This window comes from Pantoea rwandensis (assembly GCF_002095475.1).
GTDB classification, from domain to species: Bacteria; Pseudomonadota; Gammaproteobacteria; order Enterobacterales; family Enterobacteriaceae; genus Pantoea; species Pantoea rwandensis.
In genome coordinates this window covers 305,879-325,137 of record NZ_MLFR01000001.1, presented here as the reverse complement: position 1 = coordinate 325,137, position 19,259 = coordinate 305,879, and the positions used below count along the sequence as shown (strand labels likewise).

Annotated in this window: 18 protein-coding genes and 2 pseudogenes; 14 read left to right on the top strand and 6 right to left on the bottom strand. The window is 45.2% G+C overall.

Annotation, left to right across the window (positions count from 1 at the left end; translation table 11 throughout):
- Nucleotides 1-10: 10 nt before the first annotated feature.
- From HA51_RS01545 to HA51_RS01530, 4 genes and pseudogenes are all read right to left on the bottom strand, one after another.
- Nucleotides 11-418 (bottom strand): annotated as a pseudogene (locus HA51_RS01545) (efflux RND transporter periplasmic adaptor subunit); the annotation flags it as partial.
- A 68-nt stretch (nucleotides 419-486) separates the two neighbouring features.
- Nucleotides 487-822 (bottom strand): helix-turn-helix domain-containing protein, encoded by a 336-nt coding sequence (locus HA51_RS01540; RefSeq protein ID WP_084931483.1) that lies wholly within the window; start codon nucleotides 820-822, stop codon nucleotides 487-489.
- A gap of 144 nt (nucleotides 823-966) precedes the next feature.
- Nucleotides 967-1,221 carry a YdgH/BhsA/McbA-like domain containing protein gene (locus HA51_RS01535; RefSeq protein ID WP_084931481.1) on the bottom strand — a complete coding sequence of 85 codons (255 nt, stop codon included), beginning with the start codon at nucleotides 1,219-1,221 and terminating at the stop codon, nucleotides 967-969.
- A gap of 270 nt (nucleotides 1,222-1,491) precedes the next feature.
- Nucleotides 1,492-2,544, bottom strand: a complete 1,053-nt coding sequence (locus HA51_RS01530; RefSeq protein WP_084931479.1) for an alpha/beta hydrolase — start codon at nucleotides 2,542-2,544, stop codon at nucleotides 1,492-1,494.
- Nucleotides 2,545-2,790: 246 nt separating this feature from the next.
- Here HA51_RS01530 and HA51_RS01525 point away from each other — a divergent pair, with 246 nt between their 5' ends.
- From HA51_RS01525 to HA51_RS01460, 14 genes and pseudogenes are all read left to right on the top strand, one after another.
- Complete coding sequence (locus HA51_RS01525) at nucleotides 2,791-3,975, top strand: aldo/keto reductase (RefSeq protein ID WP_211282881.1); 1,185 nt, start codon at nucleotides 2,791-2,793, stop codon at nucleotides 3,973-3,975.
- Between the two features lie 62 nt (nucleotides 3,976-4,037).
- The gene (locus HA51_RS01520) at nucleotides 4,038-4,736 is read left to right on the top strand and encodes a heavy metal response regulator transcription factor (protein WP_084931477.1); all 699 of its coding nucleotides are present in this window, start codon (nucleotides 4,038-4,040) and stop codon (nucleotides 4,734-4,736) included.
- A gap of 3 nt (nucleotides 4,737-4,739) precedes the next feature.
- Entirely contained in the window at nucleotides 4,740-6,197 is a 1,458-nt protein-coding gene (locus HA51_RS01515) for a heavy metal sensor histidine kinase (protein ID WP_084931475.1), read from the top strand.
- A gap of 67 nt (nucleotides 6,198-6,264) precedes the next feature.
- Nucleotides 6,265-6,744: a (R)-mandelonitrile lyase gene (locus tag HA51_RS01510; RefSeq protein ID WP_084931473.1), complete on the top strand. Its 480-nt coding sequence runs from the start codon at nucleotides 6,265-6,267 to the stop codon at nucleotides 6,742-6,744.
- The gene (locus tag HA51_RS01505; protein ID WP_084931471.1) at nucleotides 6,722-7,474 is read left to right on the top strand and encodes a carboxymuconolactone decarboxylase family protein; all 753 of its coding nucleotides are present in this window, start codon (nucleotides 6,722-6,724) and stop codon (nucleotides 7,472-7,474) included. Before HA51_RS01510 ends, HA51_RS01505 begins: the two co-directional genes overlap by 23 nt.
- A gap of 29 nt (nucleotides 7,475-7,503) precedes the next feature.
- Nucleotides 7,504-8,094: a flavodoxin gene (locus HA51_RS01500; protein WP_084931469.1), complete on the top strand. Its 591-nt coding sequence runs from the start codon at nucleotides 7,504-7,506 to the stop codon at nucleotides 8,092-8,094.
- An 11-nt stretch (nucleotides 8,095-8,105) separates the two neighbouring features.
- A pseudogene (locus HA51_RS01495) lies at nucleotides 8,106-8,510 on the top strand (alpha/beta hydrolase family protein); the annotation flags it as partial.
- Nucleotides 8,511-8,634: 124 nt separating this feature from the next.
- Entirely contained in the window at nucleotides 8,635-9,486 is an 852-nt protein-coding gene (locus HA51_RS01490) for an aldo/keto reductase (RefSeq protein WP_084931467.1), read from the top strand.
- Nucleotides 9,487-9,525: 39 nt separating this feature from the next.
- Nucleotides 9,526-10,515 carry an aldo/keto reductase gene (locus HA51_RS01485; RefSeq protein WP_084931465.1) on the top strand — a complete coding sequence of 330 codons (990 nt, stop codon included), beginning with the start codon at nucleotides 9,526-9,528 and terminating at the stop codon, nucleotides 10,513-10,515.
- Nucleotides 10,516-10,792: 277 nt separating this feature from the next.
- Nucleotides 10,793-11,686 (top strand): SDR family oxidoreductase, encoded by an 894-nt coding sequence (locus HA51_RS01480; RefSeq protein ID WP_084931463.1) that lies wholly within the window; start codon nucleotides 10,793-10,795, stop codon nucleotides 11,684-11,686.
- 71 nt (nucleotides 11,687-11,757) lie between these two features.
- Nucleotides 11,758-13,077: an NTP/NDP exchange transporter gene (locus HA51_RS01475; protein ID WP_139810609.1), complete on the top strand. Its 1,320-nt coding sequence runs from the start codon at nucleotides 11,758-11,760 to the stop codon at nucleotides 13,075-13,077.
- Nucleotides 13,078-13,337: 260 nt separating this feature from the next.
- Nucleotides 13,338-14,543, top strand: a complete 1,206-nt coding sequence (gene fliB / locus HA51_RS01470) for a flagellin lysine-N-methylase (protein WP_084931461.1) — start codon at nucleotides 13,338-13,340, stop codon at nucleotides 14,541-14,543.
- Nucleotides 14,544-14,770: 227 nt separating this feature from the next.
- On the top strand, nucleotides 14,771-15,511 hold the full coding sequence (locus tag HA51_RS01465; protein WP_084932037.1) for a DeoR/GlpR family DNA-binding transcription regulator: 741 nt from the start codon (nucleotides 14,771-14,773) through the stop codon (nucleotides 15,509-15,511).
- A 19-nt stretch (nucleotides 15,512-15,530) separates the two neighbouring features.
- Nucleotides 15,531-16,607 carry an oxidoreductase gene (locus tag HA51_RS01460; protein WP_084931460.1) on the top strand — a complete coding sequence of 359 codons (1,077 nt, stop codon included), beginning with the start codon at nucleotides 15,531-15,533 and terminating at the stop codon, nucleotides 16,605-16,607.
- A gap of 633 nt (nucleotides 16,608-17,240) precedes the next feature.
- Here HA51_RS01460 and HA51_RS01455 read toward each other — a convergent pair.
- Nucleotides 17,241-17,567, bottom strand: a complete 327-nt coding sequence (locus HA51_RS01455; RefSeq protein ID WP_084931457.1) for a hypothetical protein — start codon at nucleotides 17,565-17,567, stop codon at nucleotides 17,241-17,243.
- Nucleotides 17,568-17,594: 27 nt separating this feature from the next.
- A complete protein-coding gene (locus tag HA51_RS01450) occupies nucleotides 17,595-19,247 on the bottom strand; it encodes a methyl-accepting chemotaxis protein (protein WP_084931455.1) in 1,653 nt (550 codons plus the stop codon).
- Between the last annotated feature and the right edge of the window lie 12 nt (nucleotides 19,248-19,259).

Genomic DNA, 19,259 nt, shown 5'->3' with positions numbered 1-19,259 from the left:
ATCTGCGGTTTTCTTGCTCTAATCGCATGAAATCCTGGCTCGATTGGGTGATATCGACATACATCGGGTCGAGTTGTTGCACTGTTGCCAGTGAGTCATTTTGGCCATTCTGGACTAATGCCCCCTCTGTCACTGAAGAACGACCAATTCGTCCGCTGATAGGCGAACTTATGGTGCTCCAGTTAAGGTCAATACGAGCTAATTCAAGTGCAGCGCTCGCTGCATCAACCGCTGCGTGATTTTGTGCTGATATGGCTTCGGCCTGGTCAAGTTCCTGACGGATGATAAAGTTTGTTCTGGCTAAGGTGTGATAGCGAGCGAGAGTGACCTGTGCCATTTTTGCGTTTGCCTTAGCTTTGAAGAGTGCCGCTTTGGCATTGTTATAACTGGCTCTAAATTGGGATGGATCAATCTGGTAGCTAGCGGCTTAGGTGCCGTATAAACTGGCATTGTTTCCCCCCAAATTTTGTATTAGAAATTTCGATTTTAATAACAGTGATTTAGCCTGCGAAATCTTGCAGGTGGCATTTTGTATTTTCTGGAAAATGAACGACTAAAAGATTGCTGAGAGTCATAGCCATATTTATAAGAAATGTCGATGACAGCTTCTGTGCTGGCGATTAAATCGATAGCGGCAAGTTCGAGTTTTTTATCTCTAATATAATTACCCAAGCTGACTTTCATAATCCGTTGAAACATTCTTTGTAAATGCCATTTTGAGTAACCAGAGCGTAGGGCCACGTCTTCTATCTTAATTGGACTTCTAATGTTGTCATCTATCCAGTCTATCAGTTCATGAATGATAATTTCATGTCTATCCATTCCCGCACCTTTAGATCAGGTATAGAGCAAGTTGAAGAAAGACGAAATAAAATACAAGGAGGTGTTGGAGCGTGTTCAAGCGAAATCCATGTTAGAATAATTTTGCTGAAAACTTGTAAATTTATATTTCGTCTTGGTGAGTCTCTATTTGTATATTTCAGCCACGCCATACATTTTATTTTCACCGCCAGCTGCAACAATCTTAATAGATGTGGCACCTTCAGCTTTGGCCTCTGCAGATAATTTATCTGTTAGTGAATCCAGAGAGTAAGCACCTGATGCAGAGACAACACCCATTTTTTGTTTTCCTGTTGTGTCATGAATGACGTCAACTGCAAAAGCAGAGTTGATGGCAAAAAAACCTGATAAAACGATAATTGAAGCAGCGAATTTTTTCATAATAACCTCGTTAGATATTGGAATGGTCAGTAGGATCTCTGATCGCCAAATAATAGTATCATTACAAATTGCAATTTATTAGACACCCTATCCTGATAGGCTTTATGCAAGCATTTCATCAATGCTGCTAAAAATGGTGTTGAGGAGAACTTTAACGACAATCGAACCAGAGCGGCACAAGGAAAAGGCAGTCTTAAATGGGCTGCCTGTTATCCTGGACGAGAGGTCTTATAAACGCTGCACTGACTTCTCGTGTTACCTACCTATCTCTTAGATATTTTTATCAAAGAAGATATCGAGCTTACTCATCGCTTGATCAACATACTGAGGAACCCAATAGGTTTCTATATGTGTGGCTCCATTGATCAGATATAGCTCTTTGTTATTGGTTCCAGTGGCTTTAGCGAATGCACTCTGTGTCATATAAAGGGAGTCAGCTTTCGTACCTGCCATCATGAGTAGAGGCTGATTGATGAGATCCATATTGGATTCGGCATCCCATCTCATCAGGTCAAGTAAACTGCTGGTAGTGTACTTAAACGTTGAGTTCGGATGTGCATGTGTTTTCCAATAATACTCATAGCCTTGTCGGTAAAGGTCATAGGGTAATTTAGCGATCTGCTCATCAGAAAGGTCAGCATCGCCGGAATATTCGATTTTACCGGTGGCAACCTCCTTGGCACGGGCATCTGTGGCAACCTGCAAGCGCTGTTGAATAGTTGAAATCTGGGAGTCCTCATAACCGTTACGACGAACGCGCCCGGAGTTAAACATACTCAATGTGGCCAGTGCTTTAAAGCGCTTATCGGTCTGGGCAGCTTTTATTGAGTATCCACCGCCACCACATATTCCCAGGAGACCAATACGACTAGTGTCTACGCCAGGATATTGACTGATATAATCCGCCATACCGTGAATGTCTTCAATACGATTTGATGGAATATCAACACTGCGTGGCATACCACCGCTTGCTCCCTGATAAGCAGCATCCGCGGTGATGGTGATATACCCATGCTCAGCAAGACGCTGGGCATAAAGCCCTGCAACCTGTTCTTTTACGCCCCCGTTGGGATGTGCAACGACGATTGCTGGATATTTTTTAGCTGGATCATAATTTGCGGGCGTATATACGTTAGCGGTGATTTGTAGGCCATGAAGATCGTACTTCACCGGATGAATATTTACTTTTCCTGCGATGTTTTCTTTAATCGCACCATCATAAACTAGAGTAAAGGAATTCTGGCGATAATCGGCGGCAGAAGTAACAGTAGAAAATCCCGCCATTGCAGTAATCAACATTGCATTTAGTACACTGAATTTCATGAGATTCACCTAATTAAGTGGGTTTAAAGAATGAACTGTTCTGACCCACTGTATATAAGCGTGGCTGACATGTAGGTGACGACAAAATAACAATATTGTCAGCCAGAAATAATGGGTTGGATGCCACCCCCCCATTCCTGACAATTTTGACAGGAATCTGTCAGGCTGCTGTTGGATTCTTGAGGATAGAATTAACTGTTTGTCGCTGGTGACACTTAAACGGTTTCTCAATCAGAAGGTGATGTTATGCGTAAAAAGTCAGCGCCTGAAATTCTCAGCAATGCCTTAAAAATGCCAGACCGCCGCAAGTTGATGATCGCTGGAGCGGGCATTGCCGCAGCATCCATTGTTCCCCATGTTGCTGCGACTGTTAAGTCGGTGAGTCCAGGTGGGCCAGGCTCGTCTGGACATAAAATCAGGGCTCAAAAAAGAAAGCTAGGCTCACTTGAAGTTTCGGCGGTCGGGCTTGGCGTACAAAATATGAGTCGAAAATACGATACGAGTGTGCCTTGGCGTCCCGAGATGCTTAATGTGATACGGCAGGCGTTTGAGGATGGTGTCACTTTCTTTGACGCAGCGGAAGCCTACGGTCCTTTTGAAGTTGAAAGAATTTTAGGGGAGGGCGTTGCGCCATTTCGCGATAAAATCGTTATCGCTACTAAATTTGGTTGGAATATCGACCAACAAACAGGGACGCGACTGCCCGGTCTAAATAGTCGACCTGAGCACATAAAGTTGGTGGTAGAAGGAATGCTGAAGCGCCTGCGTACCGATCGTATTGACTTGCTCTACCAACATAGAGTTGACCCTCAAGTACCCATAGAAGATGTGGCAGGTGCAATTAAAGACCTTATCCAGGAAGGAAAGGTCCTACACTGGGGGCTGTCTGAAATGGGTAGCAATACATTAAGAAGGGCTCATAAGGAGCTTCCTGTCGCTGCGGTGCAAAGCGAGTATTCATTGCTATGGCGTGGGCCTGAAGAGAAAATATTGCCCATCTGTGAAGAACTGGGTATTGGATTCGTTCCCTGGAGCCCCCTGGGCGTGCAGTTTCTTACGGGTTGGATTGATAAAAATACCCGGTTTGCAGCAGGTGATATCCGTGCAATTGAATCACGATTTTCACCCGAGAATTTGCCTCATAACCTGAAGTTAGTAACATTATTGAAAGAGTGGGCACAGAAAAAAAATGTGGCACCGGGTCAAATTGCGCTGGCATGGCTTTTAGCCAGAAAGCCATGGATCGTCCCTATTCCTGGCACAACTAATTTAGAGCATATGCGTCAGAACACAGCCGCTGCAGATCTTCACCTGACAACCGCGGAACTGACACAATTGAACAGTGATCTGCAGCTAATCACCATCATTGGTCAAAGATTGCCAGATGCTGTTCAGGTATTTTCTGATGTAGAAGCACCGGTGAGATCATAAGTGATTCCCTTACTTACTCAGTGATGTGGTAAATGTGATATTCAGAATAAGGAAGATAGGCTATGCGCTTGTTATTAGTCGAAGATGAGCTGAAAACTTCATCTTATCTCAGCCGCGCATTGAGTGAGTCGGGCTTTACTGTTGATGTTTCTGCTGATGGGGCTGAAGGGCTGCATTTCGCCCTGGAATATGACTACGACGCAATCATTCTTGATGTGATGTTGCCTGGAATGGACGGTTACCGTGTACTTGAAAATCTGCGTGCAGTGAAGCAAACGCCAGTGCTGATGCTCTCAGCAAGGGGGTCGGTAGATGAGCGCGTCAAAGGGCTTCGTTTGGGAGCCGATGATTATCTACCTAAACCCTTTTCACTTATTGAACTCGTCGCGCGTATACAGGCTTTGGTGCGCCGGCGCACAAATGATGGTGTTGATATCACTCAAATACATATTCACGATCTTCAAATAGACCTGTTAGCCCGACGTGTCTTTCGCGCAGGTACGCGGCTCGAACTGACGGCAAAAGAATTTTCCCTGCTTAGCCTGCTGGCGCGACATAAGGGAGAAATACTGTCAAAGATGATGATCGCAGAGCAGGTTTGGGACATGAATTTTGACAGCGATGCTAACGTGGTAGAGGTGGCGATAAAACGTCTGCGAGCCAAAATTGATGCTCCATTCGATGAAAAATTACTTCATACCGTTCGTGGTATGGGATATGTATTGGAAATGCGTTTGCCTCAGCGTGAGCAGGAGAGTTAACCCATGTTTAAACGTTCCCTATCCGGGCATCTGGCGCTGCTTTTTGCGTTGAGTGCAGTACTCATTGTTGCCACAGTCGGTGTTGTGCTGCGCAGTTCATTGCACGATTCATTGCAAAAGCAAATGCATAATGAACTTCTCTTTCGCCAGTCATTGATGAATCCATGGATAACTGCCCGAACGTCAGCTGAGGGATGGTCGACTCTTGCGCACAAATTTACCGATCTGGCTAACTCAGAAGGAGAGCGAGTAAGGTATTGGATCCTTAGCGATGATGCACGTTTCAATATCGGTGGTGTGCCGCCGGTCGGTGTTAACTGGTCCTCTCTCAAAGAGGGTATCAACAAAGTACCTGGTGCTACTGAAGATGCCTGCTCGCTGTTTTTATTAGTGAAAACCATCCCTGCAAGCGGTGAAAGGCCAGCACTTCGTTATGTTGTTGCTATTGATTCAACACCTTACATGGGAACACTCAATGCATTCACCCGGACGTTGATAATCATCACCTTGCTGGGTGTTTTAATCGTCGCGTTTATCGGCTATTTGGTTGCAAAAGTTGGCCTCAGACCGGTAGGGCGGTTGAGTCACCAGGCACACCAATTGGCCCCTGGTGATCATGGCCAACGACTTGATACCAATGCTATGCCTGACGAATTGCAGCAACTGGCAAACTCCTTCAATGGTGTGTTGGAAAGGCAGGAAGTTGCCTGGCGGCAGCTTGAAAGCTTCAATGCGGATGTGGCTCATGAACTGCGCACCCCGCTGACTAATTTAATCGGTCAGACGCAGTTGGGGCTTTCGAGAAGAAGGTCACAGGAAGAACTTGAGGACTTACTCGGTTCAAATCTTGAAGAGCTTGAGCGAATGACTTCCATCGTCAACGATATGCTGTTCCTTTCGCATGCCCATGCCGGAGAACATGCCTCACAACTCTCTGAGGTTTCACTCCGGGAGGAAACCTTTAAAACCGCTGAATATGTTGAACCCTCTTTTGCTGAAAAACACCTGAGTTTAAAAGTCGAAGGCAATGTCATTGCGCATATTGATCGTCGCCTGTTTCATCGCTCTCTGGCTAATTTACTTGAGAACAGTGCAAGGCACTCGTTGCCGCATAGTGTTATTTCCGTCAGGCTCAGTGCAACTGGCAGTCATGCCTGCGTAGCAGTTTCAAATCCCGGTCAAGAGATTGAACCTGCTCATTTAAAACGTCTTTTCGAACGCTTTTATCGAGTTGATTCATCACGTGCTAAGAGTGACACACACCATGGGCTGGGACTCTCAATCGTCCGCGCAGTTGCAATCATGCACGGAGGCAGCGTTTTTGCCCATAGTGAGTCAGGTACAAATACTTTCGGTCTCACTTTTGCTATGCCTCAGAGCACTCAACGCGCTTCTAAAGCATCAGTGCATGTTGGTGATTCCGCTACAGCTGACAGAATTGTCAGGGAGCCGTCAGTTTGAAGACATGATGCGTTGGTTAAAATCTTCGCTTTGAAGCGACTGCTTCTCGCGAAAAGGACGCGTTAACATGATCAGAAAACACGGTGTATTCCTGCTGTTAGTTCCTTTCATCTCATATCCCTCTCTCTCGGCTGAGAATAGTGTCAACACCAATATTCTCCGGGCCGGTAGCCAAAAGGCCATCGCCGGGCCGGCTGAAAATTTTACCGGACGTGTTCGTGTTGATCCCTTATTTACAGCAGATAAGGACATAAACGTTTCAGCGGCCTATGTGACATTTGAACCAGGAGCACGATCAGCCTGGCATATCCATCCTGCAGGGCAACGTCTGGTTGTGACATCGGGAGTCGGTTTGACTCAACAGGAAGGACAGCCTATTCGCATCATCAGGCCAGGGGATGTCGTTATTTGTCCTGCTGGAGTGAGACACTGGCATGGTGCTGCAGCGAATAGTGCAATGACTCATCTGGCTGTTACCGGAAACGTTAACGGAAAAACTGTTGAATGGATGGAGAAAGTGACTGATGCGCAATATCACGCACATTAAGACGATCATTTTGGCAGCCTTGCTTGTTCTGGGGGGCATTAATGCTTTACAGGCTTCGACAGAAGTCACGCCACCGAAGGCAGTTGACGGCTCAGCTACACTCTCGCCCCGGCAGGCGGCGATTCCGCTCATTGCCGTATTTATGGCAACAAGCAACATGGAGCAGCTCAACAATGCTCTTAATAAAGGGCTGGATGCCGGGTTGACGGTAAGTGAGTCAAAAGAGATTTTGGTCCAGCTTTATGCTTACACCGGATTTCCGCGCAGTCTGAATGCTTTGAGTGAACTGAAAAAGGTTGTCGACAATCGCCGTCTAAAAGGTATTCATGATGTTGAAGGAAAAGAGCCTGTAGCTGCGATACCCGTGGGTGAAGAACTGCGACGTTTAGGTTTAGCAAATCAAACTAAGATATCAGGGGCACCCGTTCAGGGGCCGTTATTTGATTTTGCACCGGTAATAAATCAGTTTTTACAGACTCATTTATTCGGTGATATTTTTGCCCGCGACAACCTTGACTGGCAGAGTCGCGAACTGGCGACGGTAGGGGCCTTGGCCGCCACGTCAGGAGTTGAAGCACAATTGCTTTCTCATATGCGCGCCAGCTTGCGGGTCGGCTTGAGTGCCGGGCAGCTACAACAAGTTGTTAATGTGTTGCAGACTAATGGTGCATCAGACGCAGCCATGCGAGCAGAAAATGCACTGAAGAGAGCGCTTGCCAGCATGAATTAATTCCTGTTCATTCTCAATAAGGTCAATTTATGTCTGAAGAACATGATGCTACTCGCAGAATGCTGCTAGCCGCATTCGCTGGATTAACGTTGACAAAACTTTCGATTAATACGGCAGTAGCAAGCCCCAAAAATATCCAAAGTCACAATGGAGTTCTGGTCGTATATTTTTCCAGAAGCGGTAATACGCGGGTACTCGCGGGTGTCATTCATCGCACCCTTAACGCTACTATATTCGAAATTGAACCTGAAAATGCTTATCCAGAGGATTACTTTGCAACGGTTGAACAGGCTAAACAGCAGCGTGATCAGGGAGTAAAGCCAGCACTTAAACACATGGTTGCTGATATGGAGCGTTACCAGACGGTCTATTTAGGACATCCGGTTTGGGGGGCCAGTATGCCGCCAGTGGTGCAATCGTTTCTTGCTTCTCACAATTTGGAAAATAAAAAAATTATTCCGTTTATTACTCATGGTGGATATGGAACCGGCGACTGTACTGATGTCCTCGCGCGCCTGGCGCCGCACAGTCAGTTGGAACAACCACTGGTAATGGAATGCGATCAGGAAAGAAAAACGACTGAAACAGTGACGAACTGGCTGGCATCGTTGAAGATTTGAATTATGAATGCAATTGCAACGTTAAAGCTATTGTTGCCTTTGAGCCTGGCAGCGGATTCGTTTTCCCTTCCGACGAGGTGCCAGCACCTATGCCCAGTGCATTCGATACTTTAAAAGGTGAACCCGTTGCCATCGATAAATTCATGGCGTTGACAAAAATTCCTATACTGATTTTTTATGGGGACAACATCCCAGCTAAGCCAGTGAGTTTGCCGGCGCAAGACAGTTGGCGGGTAAGGCTGGCAATGGCGCGTGAATGGCGTGACGTAGCCAACAAGCATGGGGGCGATGTTACGGTTATCCATTTACCTGAAATTGGAATAAAGGGTAATACACATTTTCCATTCTCAGATCTAAACAATCTACAGATTGCCGATCAAGTCAGCCATTTCTTGAAAGAGAAAAACCCGCAATAAGGTGAATCCTGATGGGGCCATCGGATTGATGAACCCCATTAATAAACCCTAGCGTATTTCCCCCTCTAATCGAATAGTCATATCCGCGTTATGCTTCTTCTACACCCACTTAGAGGAGAGCCTCATGCAAACAGTAAAATTAAACAACGGCCTTGAAATGCCCCTGTTGGGCTTTGGTGTTTTCCAGATGACAGACGCAGCAGAGTGCGAGCGCGCCGTCATTGATGCCATCGAAACGGGCTATCGTCTTATCGATACCGCAGCTTCTTATCAAAATGAAACCCAAGTTGGTAATGCGCTTAAGGATAGCGGTATTGCTCGTAATGAGTTGTTTGTTACAACTAAGCTGTGGTTGCAGGACACCAACTATGAAGGCGCGAAAGCACAATTTGAACGCTCTTTAAATCGCCTCCAGATGGATTATGTTGATCTGTATCTTATCCATCAGCCTTATGGTGATGTGCATGGTGCGTGGCGTGCCATGGAAGAATTACAACAGGCTGGAAAAATTCGTGCCATTGGCGTCAGTAATTTCCATCCTGATCGCCTTGCAGATCTTGTAGCGTTTAACAAGATTGTTCCAGCCGTTAACCAGATTGAAGTTAACCCGTTCAATCAGCAACTGCATGCTGTGCCTTGGATGAAAAGCCGTGGTATTCAACCAGAAGCATGGGCTCCGTTCGCTGAAGGTCGTAACGGTTTATTCCATCATCCATTACTTACTGCTATCGGTGAGAAATACGGCAAAAGCGTGGGGCAGGTTGTACTGCGCTGGATCTTGCAACGCGGTATCGTGTCACTCGCTAAATCTGTACGTAAAGAGCGTATGGAAGAAAACATCAACGTGCTGGATTTCTCTCTTAATGAAGAAGAAATGATGAAAATCGCGGCGCTTGACAGCGCAACCAGTGCGTTCTTTTCCCATCGTGACCCAGCAATGGTTGAATGGCTGACAGGCCGTAAACTCGATGTTTAAACCATCAATCGTTTGAGATTCAGCAGGAGGAATTAGGTCATGCAGAAACGTTATCTTGGCACTTCCGGTCTTGAAGTATCTGCGCTGGGACTGGGATGCATGGGATTAAGCCATGGTTATGGACCGGCAATAGATACTCAGCAGGCAGTGAAGTTGATTCGCGATGCAGTAGAGCGTGGGGTAACCTTTTTTGATACTGCTGAAGTTTATGGTCCTTACCTCAATGAAGAAGTCGTTGGTGAAGCTTTAAAACCATTCAGAGATAAAGTTGTAATTGCGACTAAGTTTGGCTTCACATTTGGTGATGACAATAAACAGCAGATTCTTAACAGCAGGCCAGAGCATATTCGTTTCGCCGTTGAAGGTTCATTGCGGCGGCTTAAGACGGATGTTATCGACCTTCTGTATCAACATCGCGTTGATCCCGATGTACCTATTGAAGATGTCGCTGGGACTGTTAAAGAACTCATTCAGGAAGGAAAGGTTAAACATTTTGGCCTTTCTGAAGCTGGCGTAAATACGATTCGTCGGGCTCATGCAGTTCAGACTGTGACCGCACTGCAAAGTGAATACTCAATGTGGTGGCGAGAACCCGAACAAGAAATCATGCCTGTTCTGGAAGAACTGGGCATTGGTTTTGTTCCCTTCAGTCCGTTGGGTAAAGGGTTTCTGACCGGCGCAATAAAATCTGGTACAGCATTCGGTGCAGATGATTTTAGGAGTAAAGTTCCGCGCTTTGCTGCAGAAGCTATGGAAGCGAATGAGAAACTCGTGAGTTTATTAACGGAAATCGCGGCAGATAAATCTGTCACCTCTGCACAAATAGCACTGGCGTGGTTACTTAAACAAAAACCTTGGATTGTTCCGATTCCAGGTACCACGAAATTGCACCGTCTTGAGGAAAATCTCGCAGCTGTAGATGTTGATCTTGACCAGCACGAAATTCAGAAAATATCCCAAGCCTTGGAAACTATCAGTGTAGTAGGGGATCGCTATCCGGCATCGCTGCAGTCTCGTGTAGGCCGCTGATATACAATATTACTCGGTGAGAAAACCAATCTTCTCTTATTTTACAGATAAGAGAAGATTGTTATTTTTTCTCGAGCTCACTATCCTATTTAGTTGGTGTTGAATATGGTTGATTTTGTCAGTTACTGATGAATCGGTCATTTATTTTTATCCAATTAAAACTGACAAAATTGTTATCCACCTGTCATCCTGCCGACAGCTGAAGCTTAATATAGTTATATGAAAATTCAGATGGACCGTAGGTATAAATAAATCCCTCTTCTGGAGAATTGATATTATGTTTAGCATTCGCCGTATACCGGCCTCCTTATCTGCGCTCATGATGCTTTGTGCTGCTTCCGGTGTCGGTGCCAGTGAAATACAACAGCAAAGCCGTGACGAAAATCCTGCTTCACAACGGCAGCGAAATACGCCTGTTGTTCTAGTGGTTGGGGCAAGTGGAAGCATAGGTCGTCCTGTCGTGGCTGAGGCATTCAGAAGAGGCTACGAAACGCGCGCTTCAGTACGTGATTTAGCACAGGCGCGTCTATTCCCTAAGGGCGTGGCCGTGGTTCCTGGCGATCTGACTAAAGCCGATACTCTCCACACCGCACTGGAAGGGGTTACAGCTGTAATATTTACGCACGGTATCAGTGGTAATGACGCTCAAGGGGCTGAAGCAGTTAACTATGGTGCTGTGAGAAATGTGTTGAGTGTGCTGGAAGAACCTGCCCACATTGTTCTGATGACAACCGTGGGCGTAACTAAACCTTCCATTGGCCATGACTGGAAACGACGCGGTGAGAGATTGGTTCGAGCCAGTGGTTTGCCATACACCATCGTCAGGCCCGGATGGTTCGACTATAACAGTAGCAATGAGCATCAACTCGTGATGCGCCAGGGGGACACCCACTGGTCAGGCTCACCTGCAGATGGTGTCATCTCACGCAATCAGCTCGCTCAGGTACTGGTTGATGCAATTACTGCCCCCTCAGCGAATAAAAAAACCTTTGAATTGGTCGCTGTGAAAGGAACTACTCAATCTGATCTCGATCCTCTCTATGCGGCACTCACCACCGATGAGTCAGGTAGTGATAATGGCCCAGGAGACCAGGATACGCTGCCTGCGGGTAATGAACCTCAAAGAGTAAAAGAAGATTTGAATGCACTTCGTGGCCGATTTAACCGCTGACATCCCATGAAATCAAACAACATCCTCACTTTGTTCCCCTTATTTAAACTTAATAGCAAAGGATGCCAGCGATGAATGACGTAGCATCGGTTCGTAGACTGGCGTCTTCAGGACGGCGTTTTCTCATCAAAACTATCGCAGTAGATTCTTCCTCATCGGGTGAAGGGGCTGCACTGGCTTGGTCTTGGTTGTACATTTTTGCCCTGTTCCTTGCCTATTATATTTTGCGCCCAATACGTGAAGAGTTAGGCGTAGCGGGTGGTGTAAGGAACCTCCCTTGGCTATTCAGCGGCACCCTTGTCGCCATGGTGGTGGCTAATCCACTGTTTGCCTGGGTTGTTCGGCGCTGGCCGCGAGAAAAGTTCATTGAGATTACCTACCGCTTTTTTATGGTCAATTTACTGATCTTCATGTTGTTACTTGCCTTGGCATCGCCTCAAGACAGGGTGTGGACAGGACGTGCTTTTTTTATATGGGTCTCAGTGTTTAATTTGTTTGTTATTTCCGTATTTTGGTCATTTGTTGTGGATGTTTTCAACGCAGCCCAGGCACGTAGACTTTTTGGTTTTTTAGCAACAGGTGCCACAACCGGAGGCATTGTGGGGTCTGCAATGACATCAGGACTGGTAGATATTGTTGGGCAAGGGGGATTGTTATTTATCTCTCTGATATTGTTAGAACTTGCAGTTTATTCAGCGAGGCGTCTCTCAGTCATTAGTGATGCGTTTCACATTCCAGCAGAACGGGAGGAAGCACACCGTCCTGTTGGAGGCGGGCTGCTCAGTGGCATCTCAAATACCTTTAGTTCTCCTTATCTTCTCGGGATTGCGGGGTTTATTCTTTTCTATTCGCTCACATCGACAATCCTTTATTTCAATCAGGCTTCGATTGCTGAACAGCAATTTCCTGACAGAGCTTCGCGCACAGCGTTTTTCGCAAACATTAACCTCTTGGTTAACGGGTTAACGCTAATTGTTCAAATATTTCTTACTGGCCGGATTATCGCCTGGACCGGTCTTGCCCTGACCCTTTGCGCGTTGCCATTGATGAGTGTTGCTGGTTTTTCAATGCTATCCATTTATCCGGGGATCGTGGTGTTTGTGATATTTCAGGCCATTCGGAATGTAAGTAACTATGCACTTACGCGACCGGCAAGGGAAATTCTGTTTACTGCGGTAACAAGAGAGGATCGATTTAAGACCAAGAATTTCATTGATACCGTTGTCTACCGTGCCGGTGATCAATTAGCCGCGTGGAGTTGTGCAGGCTTGCTCGCTGCCGGGTTGAGCATGAGTGGTATTGCTATGGTTGCTGTTCCTTTATCAGTTGCGTGGCTGGCGTTGAGTTTCTGGTTAGGCTCCGCCCAGCAACGCTGGGAGCGTTACCGATAATTCAAAGGCTAGGATTGGAAATGAAGCAGATGTTTACAGAGGCCATTTAATTAATGCAGTGATAATGAGATCTGACTTGATGATGATTTAATCTGACTGCTAAAGTCTAACCAATCTGTGCGAAACATTAGTTGTTTATTTAAATAAAATAATAATAAGAAAAATAAGATGCGTTTTAGTTTTCTTTTAACCCCATAGACACCATTTAAATTGGTTATCTTAGTTTTAAAATTTTCATCATCTTAATGGTAAGCAGATTTATGGAAGACATAGTTATTATTGAACCCGCATTTCTCAACCAGTTTCAATGTGTGGGGAGTGCTTGCATCGATCATTGTTGCAAGGGCTGGGAGATAGAACTCGATGAACCGACCGTAACTCGTTACATGACAAGTGAAAACATTGAAATTCGCCATATTGCAGCAGAGAAAATCGTAACAACTCAAGCGAGTCATACTAGTTGGGGAAAGATCCTGCGGCAAAGTAATGGAAACTGCGCTTTTCTAGATAAAGACAGATTGTGCAAAGTGCACAAGACTTTAGGGGAAAAATCCTTAAGTACTACCTGTGCTCTCTATCCCCGTATTTATGCCAGCTATAAATATGAAATTAGAAGTAATCTGACCTTGTCTTGTCCAGAAGCGGCAAGACTACTGTTAACAACACCTGATGCGATGCTTTTCAGTGAAAAAATCAAACAAAACCCTCACGCACTTGATTCACCAGAAATTTTTCAAGAAGATCGCCTGCTAAATCTGATGTGTTCTCATATTATAAACAGTTGCGATGAGAATATTGAAGAGGGTTTATACGGCATAATTAAATTGATTCAATATCGTGAGGAGATATTAGAAGGTGATGGCTTCGTTGAAAACCTTATGGTTTATTTTGAGGGTGTTCAGGACGCAATAAAAAATGGCGTAATCAGAAGGCAAGTTGAAGATTTACCCACTGATTATCATCTTCAGTCTAATCTATTGCTGCATTTACAAAAGTATCTTGGTACTAAAGAAGAAGGGAGGGGTGGAAATATTCTTCTTACCTACGTTCAAAAACTTAACCTGCTTCATAAAGATGAAGATTCTGGAGCGAACACCGCAGTTCAATCCTTTCAGCAGCTAAATAAAATCTGGCATGAGAAAGCTGCATCTTGGCTACGTGAACGCCATTTCCTTCTCAGTAATTACATGCAGTATCGTATTTATGAGGATTTCTTCCCATTTAAAAAAGGAAGAAGTCCAATCTCGAACCTTCATTTTTTACTTTCAGAATGGTTCTTATTAAAATGTTTGATCACTGCTTCCGTTGAACTTGACACCAGTATGGAGGAAGCTGATGTGATTAATATTATCTATAGTTATCATAGTGTGACCAGGCATGACAAAAATGCTGAAGATTTACTCTTGGCTGAGGTTAATAAAAGCAATTTTAGTCATGGCCTAAATTTACTCTGCATTTTAAAATAAACAGAACAGGTTCGCAGCCCTTAGAGCTGCCCCATTCAGGTGTACGACATCAAAGCAGCTTGCTTGCGACGAAGCTGCAGGTGTTGAGTGCCATATCCGCATGCGATTCTACTTTCTCATTTAAACCACATTTCTTCCCATCGAACAAAGTAGTAAACAAATCACAGACAGCAGCAATTTGCTGTATTATGCTGCTTGTTGCGATATTTTGCGGTTTTGAGATTATCATGCATAAAACAGCAAGACAGAAACTGCTAATGGAGCTGCTTCTCAAAGAAGGTCAGGCGGGGATCGGCGAATTAGTAGATAAACTTCAGGTATCTGCAGATACCGTCCGTCGCGATTTAGCCTTTCTTGAAAAGAAAGGTCTTGCCCAGAAAAACCATGGTGGGGCTGTGGCTTTAGACCTTTCAGTGATGAGCAGGCATGAACGGAGCACGCTAATTCCGGACGTCAAAGTCAACTTGGGTACCCTGGTTGCAGAAAAAATTCCGTCTGGTTGCACTCTTTTTCTTGATGCGGGTAGCACGGTCTTGGCCGTGGCAGCGATGCTAAAAGGACCTGCAACTGTGATTACCACATCGCTGGATATTGCATATCACCTCAGCGACAAACCTGATATCGAACTCATTCTTTTGGGCGGGAAATGGGATAAGCAGCAGCGGTTGTTTTCAGGAAGCGCGACAATGTCTCTCCTCAATAATTACCGGGCTGACATTGCCATACTGGGGGCTTGTGCATTACATCCCAGATTTGGGTTAAGTGCCAGTCAGGAGGGGGATGCTGAAATTAAACGTGCCATGTTGGCTGCCAGTAATGAGCATTGGGTGGTCGCCGACCATATGAAACTCAACCGCTGCGAACCTTATTTGGTCGCATCGTTGACGAACATCCATCAACTTTTCCTCGATTCCCCCTGGAACGAGCTGGAAGAAGCAGGTTCTACTCAGATCACCATTACACATTAGTAACGGCAAGGAGATAGTTATGAGTATTCAAAAAGATATCAATGTTGCACTTATAGGATACGGTTTCGTTGGTAAAACGTTTCATGCACCACTTATCAATTCTGTTGCCGGCTTGAATTTATTCGCGGTTTCCTCTGGTCATGAGGAAAAGGTTAAGAACGATCTGCCTGACGCGATCGTATTTGATTCACCTGAAAAAGCTATCCAAGATTCAGAGGTTGATCTGGTTGTCATTGCTTCACCGAATGCGACACATGCGCCTCTGGCCAAACTGGCTTTGAATGCCGGTAAGCATGTCGTGGTTGATAAACCTTTCACGCTGGACTTGGATGAAGCCAGAGAGCTGGCAGCATTGGCCAGTGAAAAAAAATTACTCCTGTCTGTATTTCAGAACCGTCGATGGGATACCGATTATCTTGGCATAACTGAAGTTATTAATTCCGGTGCGATAGGTCAGGTAAAACATTTTGAGTCTCATATGGACAGATTCCGACCAGAAGTGCGTGACCGTTGGAGAGAGCATGATCTACCGGGGAGTGGCTTATGGTTCGATATTGGACCCCATATCATCGATCAGGCTTTACAGTTGTTCGGGCTGCCTGAAACCATTTCGGGTGATATAACCACGCTGCGCTGTGGAGCCAAGATAAATGACTGGGCGCATGTCACGTTGACTTATCCTGAACATAAAGTGATTCTCCATGCCACAATGCTTGCCGCAGGAGGAGTAGCACGCTTTACTGTGCACGGTGATAAAGGCAGTGTTGTTAAACAATATGCCGATCAGCAGGAAAGCCAACTCATAGCAGGTATTTTGCCGGGGTCAGAGGCATGGGGTGAGGACAGTGATGACCTTACTGTGTTCGACAGTCATTCAAAAGCAACGACCATTAAAACGCCAAAAGGCGACCAACGTCAGTTCTATATGCGGGTTCGGGATGCTATACAAGGCGTTAATGTTAATCCTGTTCCTCCAGCACAGGCAATCGCGGTTATGGCTGTTCTTGAATCGGCTGTTCGTTCATCTCAATTGGGAACAGTTCAGAAATTAGAACTCACTAAGGCTGAAAAAGAGAGTTTTTATCTTTTAAGTTAACTCCATTTTCAGTGGTGATTTCTGAAGTTTTCTCAGGCGTTGCTACATGAATTCTGCGAAGGGGTGTGAGGAATTACCCGAGAGTTTTCACGTAGCGATGCGTCATGTATTCAACTTAATGGGATCACGTTGCAGTTTGAAGAATTCAGCATCGCATGAAGTGAAGGATTCGACAGATTTTCACAAAGCAACTGAATTGATAGCTGTCTATAGAGGGCGGACGAGAGCAGGTGATAACTTGGTTCGGCCACTCGTTCGCATCTGAATACCTTATTTAACATAATCATGATTATGCGTACTTATTGTGTAATGGCTAAATTCAGATGTCGTCCCTGAACTAACCTTAGATCTCCTCAGGCTCAGCTCAGGATGCAGACTTTATGTTGGTGACCATGACAGATAAAGATCTATACCGGCTCGGCATCATTCAGCGCGTTCACGACCACACTCTGCTGCAGCGTGAAGCACGACGGCTGTTGAGCTCGCAGACAGCCTGAGTTCTTTCTTTCTGGCAGGAGCATCTATGTGTGTTATCAACAAGGCACTCAAACAAAGAGTAGATGAATTAAATTTAAAACCGGAAAACCTGAATCCAAAAGATGCTCCTAGGATTCAGGTTTACCACTTAAATAATTATACAGACTCTAAAATAGACCGCCTCATCGTGCCAGATAGGTTTTCCAGAAAATTTTTTAACATGCTAACTGCCAACATGACGCTCTGAAGATTGTAAAATAAAGCAGCATCATTTTGAATGAGATACTCCTCAAATTCACTGTTCCGAAGCAACGCCATTGCAATTCTGACTTGTTCCCTAAGATGATTACAATTGTTCATGTATACATCCAGCGAATGATATTCCCCATCCGTCAACTGATGGAGAAGCATATTCATCTGTTCGAACCTAAGCATCAGCTCCCGATGATCCTTTCCATGAATAAGAAATTTATTGATATCCATATTATACCTTCAGAAGTTAAGCACTCATTAGAAGCTTTTCCAGTTCGATTCCGGCTCATTCATGACAGACCGAGATGAGATGGGTAAAATTTCAACAGGCGGGATACGTTTCGCTGGCATAGCCTTCGCTGATGTAAATTTAGGCAATGAGAATTGCATAACCAAACCAGAAAGCGACTGAGCTTGTTCCTGCAGAGAAGCTGAAGCAGCTGAAGCTTCTTCGACCAATGCCGCATTCTGTTGTGTAACGTCATCCATCTGACTGATAGCAAGATGTACCTGCTTAATACCAGTATTCTGTTCTTCTGCCGCAGCCGCAATTTCATTTACAAGGTCATCAACCTGACGGAATGCAGCTTTCAATTCTTCCATGTTTCCTTCAACAGTTAAAGCCTGAGCAGCCCCAGACTCCACCAGATTATAAGATGAATCAATGAGTTGTTTTATCTCGCGAGCAGCCTGAGAAGAACGTTGTGAAAGGTTCCTAACCTCCCCTGCCACAACAGCAAACCCCTTACCATTCTCACCTGCACGGGCCGCTTCTACCGCCGCATTTAGAGCCAGAATATTAGTCTGAAAGGCAATGCCTTGAATCAGAGTCACTATATCAGTGATTTTTTTTGAGCTGCTTCTGATTTCTGCCATGGTGTTAAGCATGCCACCCAAAGATACGGCACTGGCGTTTGATAAATTAGTAGCAGTGCCTGACAAATGGCTAGCCTGACGGGTATTTTCGGCTGTTTGCCGGACAGTTTCACTCAGTTCAGTCATACTTGCTGCCGTCTGCTCAAGTGACGCTGCTTGCTGCTCTGTACGGGAAGATAAATCTTCATTACCGGCTGCAATCTGAGCTGAAGCTGAACTAACTGCATGCGATGCTGTGCTAACGGAATGAAGAGCTGTGCCAACCCGAAAGAGCAACTGGTTGAATGCTTTCGCCATCTTACCAATTTCGTCTTGGCGACTATCATTTGCTGTGGCGCTCAGATCTAAACTTTCGCCAGCATGAACCATTATTTCACTAATATCCTTAAGGCTTTTGCGGATATACAGAAGGGTAAATACAGTCAATGCTCCTAGAAAAACAATAGCAAGTATCACACCTAGTGACATTCCCCAAATGGCGCGTTGATAGATAGTCTGGTTGACGTTGCGCAGTTTGTTAGAAAGGGAGATATTTAACGCCAACTGGTTCCTGAAGCCGTTCTTGAGTTCACGAATGGCACCTCCAACGCCGTCTTCGTTTTCAATCAGGCCAAGTGATACATGATCCTCGTGGGCTCTGGAAGCACTAATAAATGCCGGAAGCATTGAATCAACTCGTTTGAGCGTAGCAAGCGCCTTCTCCGTCATCGCTTTATCTTCAACGTTGGATATATTATTTTTCAGATAATTTTCTGTAAGCGCACGAATATCCGTAATACGCTGAGCAATTTCGTTTTCAACTGGAGGCATGCGTGAATTGTCTGTCTGACTCTGGTGCTTATAGAGCCTAAGTGAAAGTAAGTTACTACGATCGATAAGCTCGCCAAGATCTCGTATGGACGTAATCGCATTAATCTGTACGTATTCGAAACGTTCCTGAAATCCTGAAAGAAGACTAATAGATACTATGCCAACGATCACAAGTGAAGTTGCGAGTGAAGTGAAAGCCAACATTAGCCTTTGAGTTATATTCATCATTTTTGCCTG